Below are 6,860 nucleotides of genomic sequence, written 5' to 3'. Positions count from 1 at the left end.
TCGATCGTGTTCATGTACTTCGTGATCGCCGGGTGGGGCACCGGCGCCCCGGCGCGGCGGGCGGCGCTGACGTTCTTCCTCTACACCTTCCTGGGCTCGCTCGCGCTGCTGCTCGGGTTCATCCTGCTCGCCCTCGCCGGGACCCCGCCCACGTTCGACATCCCCGCGCTGGTCGAGCAGAACCCGCTCGCCGGCGGAGGCGGGTACGGGGCGCTGACCCTGCTGGCGATCGGGATCGGGCTGGCGGTCAAGACCCCGCTGTTCCCGTTCCACACCTGGCTGCCGCCCGCGCACACCGAGGCACCCGCGGCCGGGTCGGCGATCCTGGCCGCGATCCTGCTCAAGATGGGCACCTACGGCTTCGTGCGCATCGCGATGCCGCTGCTGCCCGCGAGCTGGCGCCAGTTCGCCCTGGTCGCGGTGATCCTCGGTGTGATCTCGGTGCTCTGGGGCGCCCTGGTCGCACTCGCCCAGACCGACCTCAAACGGATGATCGCCTACACCTCGATCAACCACATGGGCTACGTCCTGCTCGGCCTCGGCGCCGCCGGCCTGATCACCGCCGACGACGAGCAGGCCCGCCAGCTCGCCACCGCGGGCGCGACCTACCAGATGGTCAGCCACGGCCTGATCACCGCGGCGCTGTTCCTGCTGGCCGGGTCGCTGCACGAGCGCGGCCACACCTACGACATGACCGCCTACGGCGGGCTCGCGACCCGCACACCGCGCTTCGCCGGGCTGTTCGCCGTCGCCGCGTTCGCCTCACTCGGCCTGCCTGGATTCTCCGGGTTTATCGCCGAGTTCCAGATCTTCGCCGGGGCCCTGGGCGCGGTACCGGTCGCGACGGTCGTCGCGGTGACCGGCGTCCTGCTCACCGCCGCGTTGTTCCTGCTCGCCATGGGCCGGATGCTCTCCGGCGAGGTCCGTGTCCCGGACACCCCCGGCACACCGCGCCCGTTCCCCGACCTCGACGTCCGGGAGCTGCTGGCCATCGGCGCGCTACTGGTCCTGGCGACCGTGCTCGGGCTGCTGCCGCGGGTCCTGCTCGACGTGATCGAACCCGCCGCCCGCACCCTGGGCGAGCTGGTGACGCGGTGATCGCATGGACATGACGATCAATAGTGACCCGTCCGCCCTGATCCCGGAGATTGCGCTGCTGCTCGGCGCGGTCACCGGGCTGCTGCTCGGCGCCTGGACCCCACGCCGACGCCAGTGGACGATCCGGGTACTGGCCGCACTGGCCTGCACCGTCGGCCTGGCCGCGACCGCCGTCGCCGCGACCCGACCGGTGGACGTGGTGTTCGGGACCTACGTCCTCGACACCGCGACCCACGCCACCCGGGCGATCGTGCTCGTCGCGACGCTGCTGCTGCTCGCCCTGTGCGGCGACACCGTCGCCGGGCACCGCCGCGAGACCGAGTTCGTCGTCCTCGTCCAGCTCGGGGCGCTGGGCTCGATGCTGCTCGGCGGGGCAGCCGACCTGATCCTGCTGTTCGCGGCGTTCCTGCTCGCCAGCGTCCCGCTGTATGCCCTGGCCGGCTGGGCCAAGCAGGGCACCGCACCCGAAGCGGCGCTCAAGTACTACCTCGCCGGCGCGCTCGCCGGAGTCACCACCGTGGCCGGGGTGACCCTGCTGTTCGGCACGGCCGGAGCAACCGGCTACGACGCGGTTGCCGACGGGATCGCCTCCGGACCGGGCGGCGCCGCGGCGGTCGGACTGATCGCCGTGCTCGTCGGGCTGGCGTTCAAGGCCGGAGCGGTTCCCGCCCACTTCTGGGTGCCGGACGTCGCCGACGGCACACCGCCGGCGGTCGCCGCTGTGATCACCACGCTGCCGAAGATCGGCGCCCTGGTCGCCACCTACCGGCTGCTCGACACTGCGGTCCCGGCCGACGTCGTCGACTGGCCGTTGATCGTCGCGATCCTGGCTGCGGTGAGCATGACACTCGGCAACCTCGCCGCGTTCGCCCAGACCTCGGTGCTGCGGTTGCTCGGCTACTCGACCATCTCGCAGGTCGGCTACCTGCTCATGGCCCTCGCCGTCGCCGGACGCGCCTCGCTGGCGCAGCCGGCGCTGCTGTTCTACCTCGCCGCTTACGCCATTACCAACATCGCCGCGTTCGCCGTCGTCGCCGCCACCGGACAGCGCACCCTCGCTGGCCACCGGGGACTGTTCCACCGGGATCCGCCACTCGCGATCGCGCTGGTGGTCGCGCTGCTGGGGTTGGTCGGGACTCCGCCGACCGCGGTGTTCCTCGGCAAGCTCGTCGTGTTCACCGCGACCGTGGACGGGGGTCTGGTCTGGTTGGTCGCGCTCGCCGTGGTCAACACCGTCGCGTCGCTGTTCTACTACCTGCGCTGGATCGCGCCCGCCTTCGGCGAACCGGGCCCCGACCACGAGCGGCCGGTGACCCGGGCTCGTGGCTGGGCGCGGGGAACCGCGCTCGGTGCCGCCGCGCTGTCGCTGCTGCTCGGCCTCGGCGGTGGGGTGGTGTTGAACACCGTTGGGTGAGCCCCCGAAGTCGACATGCTTCACCGTCGGTACCGTGGCCGGGGTGAGTAATCAACGGGTTGAGCTGCGGTTGCTGCTCATCGTGCCCGTGTTGCTCGCGCTGCTGGGCATGCACGCGTTCGTGGCCGCCCCGCCGGGCGAGACCGGGCACGCCGCGACCACGGCCGCCGTCCCGTCGGATGGTGCTGCCGGGATCCCTGCGATCTCCAACCTGCCGTTACCCGGCCACGACCCGGCTGACGTGCCCGGCGACCATGGCGCCCGGTCGGGTCCCGAGCACGCCTTGCACTTGTGCCTGGCCATCCTGACCTCCCTCGGTGTGTTCCTTCTCGCTGCCGGGCTCCGCCTCGGTGGCCCCTTGCTCGGTTCGCTGGTCGTGCCCGTCCGGAGCTCACTTCGACGGTGGTCTGTTGCCAGACCGCCACCTCTGTCTCGTCGTCTTGCCCAGCTGTGCGTGATGCGGAGCTGATCGGCCCCCAGCGCGGAAGAGCGCTGGATTCCACCAGCTCACGACCGGTCACATGCAACGGAGTCCACCATGAAGATCAAGAAGATGGCGCTCGCCACGACGGCGGTCACCGCGGCCCTCGCCCTGTCCGCGTGCGGCGGTGGGGAGGCCACCGGCTCGGCCGGCCAGGCACCGCCCGCGCCGACCTCGTCCGCGGCGGGCCAGCAGGTTTCGGCCGATCACAACGAGGCCGACATCGCTTTCGCCCAGGGCATGATCCCGCACCACCGGCAGGCGGTCGACATGGCCAATCTGGCGGCCGACCGTGCCGAGAGCGACCAGGTCAAGCAGCTCGCCACCGCGATCCAGCAGGCGCAGGGTCCCGAGATCCAGCAGCTGCAGGGCTTCCTCGCCGCATGGGGCGCGCCCGAGTCCGGTGACATGCCGGGCATGAGCCAGGAACACAACATGCCCGGGATGGAGCAGAACGGCATGTCCGGGATGTCGGGCATGATGAGTGATCAGCAGATGCAGCAGCTCGAGCAGGCATCCGGTGTCGAGTTCGACCGGATGTGGCTGCAGATGATGATCGCCCACCACGAGGGTGCCGTGCAGATGGCGCAGACGGAACTGCGCGACGGCCGCAACCCGGAGGCGAAGGCGCTCGCCCAGAAGATCATCGATGCCCAGCAGACCGAGATCACTCAGATGCAGGAGATGCTCGGCTAAAGGCATGACTCGGCGGTGGCGCGTCCGTCATTAGCGACGGCCGCCCACCGCCCGGAACAATCCGCACGTGTTGGGGCCGGTGTGGCTCGGTGCGTCGCCGTACGTTCTGTGGTGCCCACTGGGGCCACTCAGCGGCGCGGGTCCTCGTCACCGCGCCGTAGCCGGGAACGGCACGGCCGGAACACCACCTCAGGTTGTTCGCGTCGACTCCCAGCATGGTCTCTCAGCGTTGTCACAGGGCCCAGAGGGAGAGTGGTGGGCATGGCAGCGGTCGCGCAGTCCCGAACGAGGACCGCGTGCGTCGGCGGCGTACCGCAGTCGCGAGGCGCCATGACCTGTGGTGTGATCGCCACGGTCGGGGCGGCACTGGTGGTTGATGTGCTCGCCGGCGAACACCCGATCCACACCCTTGCCCTCGTTGTACTGGTCGGGGCCGTCACCGGGCTGAGCCGGTGGATCGCGCCGCGATTCCGCGGTCTGTTGAGCCTTCTCAACGCGACCATCGTCGCCCAGCCCGCCCTGCATCTCGCGGGCAAGTGGCTGGGGCGCTCGGCTGAAGGATCTGGGCTTGAGTGGCCGGCACCGGCTGGTGTCTGGCACGGCCTCGTTCCGGATGGGGTGACCGGAACCCAGCTCGCCGCCACTGTGCTGATCGTCGCGATGGTCCTGATCTGCGGCGCTGCCGCGGACCTGGTGGTCGGCTACTTGCGAGCGCGATTTCCCCGCCTGACCCAGCGCAGCCGATCGGTGCGACGCCCCGGCGTGCGCCTGCCCCGGGTGCGCCGACACGGATCGATGCTGCGTTGGTGTGGTTGGAGGTTGCAGTCAGCTCGTCGGGGCCCCCCGGGCGCTGGGGCTCCCGGCTGCTGAGTGCTCTCGCGACGCTCGGTCGCCGCCCGGGGCTCAGCGGCCGGACGGGCTCTGCACCGACTGCGCCTACGACACCCTCTGAGCAGCGACCACGTGGGAACCGGGTAGCGCCGCTCAGGACCTCGGCTCCCGGCAGGCATCACCCTTCGCCAGAGTCGAACGGGTCGCGGCCCACTCCCCGCAGAGGCACACCTCGACGCCATCGCTGACTGCCTCGCCCCTGCCCACCGCGCACACGTCGGTGTCGTTCGACCGACTCGCAGTGGCTAGGCCGGACAGCCACGACCCCACCCGAGACCACGGGCCACGTCGCAACGGTCGCCGGTATCGGCAGCCACGAGGCCGTCGCCGGATCACCGTCTGCCCTCTCAACCTTCGCCCGCTGTTGCCCCATCCTCCTCAGGTCCGGCGGCCGCTCGCGGGTATCGACAACCAGGAGCAGCATTCATGCACGACGACTCTGACCGTTTCCGCTGGATACGAGACACCGTGCTCTCGGCCCTGCGGAGCGATTCACTGCTGAATCGCCGGCAGGTTCTCAGCCGGGCAGGTCGCACATCGACGCCCCAGACGACGTCACTGCTGGTGACCTGGACCGGTGCTCCCGGCTTCAGTCCCGACATGCTTCTCGACCGGTTCCTCCTCAGCCTCCACGACACCGGCATGCCAACCGGCTCCCTCGGGTCCCGACATGTCCTTGACCACGCCACCGCCGTCCTCCGCGGCGCGCTCACCGCGGACAACGGCATCACCTTCTCCGTGGTTCGCACGGGCCGCTGGCTGGAGCAGTCCGCCGTCGTCGAGCACGGCCTCGAGCTCGTCGCGTTCGACGCTCGAGTGCCGCGCACGGAACTCGACGGCCGGCTGCCAGCCGAGAGAGGCGTCCCTGCCACGCCAGGCTCGACCGCCGGTGCTGGAACCGAGCCGGCCCATCTCCGCTCGGCTGACCAGTCCGCACCGGTCAGGGACGAGATCACGCCACGCGAGCCCGTTGCGCCGTCGGTGTCGAGCAGCACAACTGGACGACCTGGGTCTGAGCATCGCGCGGCGCGGCTGCTGCGCCGGCGTACCGGCTCTACCAACGCACACGATCCGCGAGGTACATCGTGACCGAAACACAGCGACTCCCGGCCCTGTGCGGAGACGCGCTCGGCCGATGGCGACGGGCTACGGCACGCACCCAGCAGCAACGATCGCGACTCCAGGTTCGCAGGCGCGCAGACGGCCGCATCGTGCGGCCCGTCCGATTCCGCGGCGACACGTACTACCAGGTTCTGCGCGGAGCCGATAAGTCTGGAGCCAACGGGTCTCGGCAGTACCCGTGATCGGACCACCGCACCGAGGAGGCAACGCAGGACAGCAACGCCCCTTAATCGTGCGGGCGCGACACGACGGGGCTCGCATGCTCATAGCTGTCGCTGAATGCTCGCCGGGGGCTCGTCGCGGCGGCACGTGTCGGCCGCCGTCGGCGCTGCACTCGCCCCCGGAAGTCGACCTGCTGCTTCGGACTGCGGGTCACACGCGCATCAGCGCGGGCGGGGGGTGGTCAGCTGGCCGGCGGAGCTGATCCCCCGGTGCGGACATTCGGTGAGCGCTACATCGACAAACCGGCTGCCGCAGACCGGGCACGCAGGCTACGGGCAGGCGCGGCAAGCACATGGTGATGCACGGTTGAGCTTGCCCGCTTTCCCGGAGTCTGGGGTTATCTGTGACCGTCGCGCGGGGCCGCGATGATGACTACCCCGGTCACGAGCTTCACGTTCTGGGTTTCGACTGTCGTCGTGCTGTCCTGTCCGCAGGCGTGACGGGGTGCTGATGTGTGGGTTCGTCCCACTGGTCGGCAAGGCTGCACGCAAGTCGATGGCGCGAACGATCCGACAGCGGAATCGGGGTCGCAGGATCAATTTGGGCTTTCGGGGCCCGGCTACGGTGGTCGACCCCGTCGTGCCAGGTTGGATCAACTACGACGGGCGCTTCTACAAGTCCGAGTTGATGAATTTCCTCGAACAGCAGATCAATCCATTCCTCGTGAAATAGATGGTGCCAAGAGTACAAACGGCTGCCGCGCCAAGCGGAAGCGCGTCGGAGGCTCGCCGAGGCTGCCTGCAGCCGACAGGCCGATCGTAAACACCTTCGAGTACGCCCCGCGCGAGCCATCTGCTTATCATAGCTATTTAAGTTGAGAAGCTCCGGCGCGCGACACACAGAGCCTTTGCCAACCTGATCACGCGCTGGCGATCATGAGGGTCTGAACTGCGGCGATGAGCCTGTCGGCGGTGTTCGGGCTGGACCGGATCTTGC

6 protein-coding genes are annotated in these 6,860 nt (G+C 69.7%); all 6 read left to right on the top strand.

What is annotated here, in order from left to right; all coding sequences use genetic code 11:
• The coding region (locus BM093_RS33950; RefSeq protein ID WP_093357308.1) for a complex I subunit 4 family protein at window positions 1-1,098 on the top strand (1,098 nt) is incomplete at its 5' end.
• Window positions 1,099-1,108: 10 nt separating this feature from the next.
• Complete coding sequence (locus tag BM093_RS33945) at window positions 1,109-2,512, top strand: NADH-quinone oxidoreductase subunit N (protein ID WP_342743065.1); 1,404 nt, start codon at window positions 1,109-1,111, stop codon at window positions 2,510-2,512.
• A 34-nt stretch (window positions 2,513-2,546) separates the two neighbouring features.
• The gene (locus tag BM093_RS33940) at window positions 2,547-2,981 is read left to right on the top strand and encodes a DUF6153 family protein (RefSeq protein ID WP_093357306.1); all 435 of its coding nucleotides are present in this window, start codon (window positions 2,547-2,549) and stop codon (window positions 2,979-2,981) included.
• Window positions 2,982-3,065: 84 nt separating this feature from the next.
• Window positions 3,066-3,689: a DUF305 domain-containing protein gene (locus BM093_RS33935; protein WP_245773989.1), complete on the top strand. Its 624-nt coding sequence runs from the start codon at window positions 3,066-3,068 to the stop codon at window positions 3,687-3,689.
• Window positions 3,690-4,031: 342 nt separating this feature from the next.
• On the top strand, window positions 4,032-4,559 hold the full coding sequence (locus tag BM093_RS33930; RefSeq protein WP_093357304.1) for a hypothetical protein: 528 nt from the start codon (window positions 4,032-4,034) through the stop codon (window positions 4,557-4,559).
• A 447-nt stretch (window positions 4,560-5,006) separates the two neighbouring features.
• Window positions 5,007-5,669: a hypothetical protein gene (locus tag BM093_RS35635; protein WP_143105697.1), complete on the top strand. Its 663-nt coding sequence runs from the start codon at window positions 5,007-5,009 to the stop codon at window positions 5,667-5,669.
• Window positions 5,670-6,860 lie beyond the last annotated feature (1,191 nt).

It is taken from the genome of Pseudonocardia ammonioxydans (assembly GCF_900115005.1).
Taxonomy (GTDB): Bacteria; Actinomycetota; Actinomycetes; order Mycobacteriales; family Pseudonocardiaceae; genus Pseudonocardia; species Pseudonocardia ammonioxydans.
The sequence above is the reverse complement of the archived record's forward strand: the minus strand, read 5'-3'. Positions and strand labels throughout refer to the sequence as shown.

Bases quoted from the DNA above. Each gene is read 5' to 3' on its own strand.
- BM093_RS35635 (WP_143105697.1), top strand. From the start codon at position 5,007: ATGCACGACGACTCTGACCGTTTCCGCTGGATACGAGACACCGTGCTC.
- BM093_RS33935 (WP_245773989.1), top strand. From the start codon at position 3,066: ATGGCGCTCGCCACGACGGCGGTCACCGCGGCCCTCGCCCTGTCCGCG.
- BM093_RS33945 (WP_342743065.1), top strand. From the start codon at position 1,109: ATGACGATCAATAGTGACCCGTCCGCCCTGATCCCGGAGATTGCGCTG.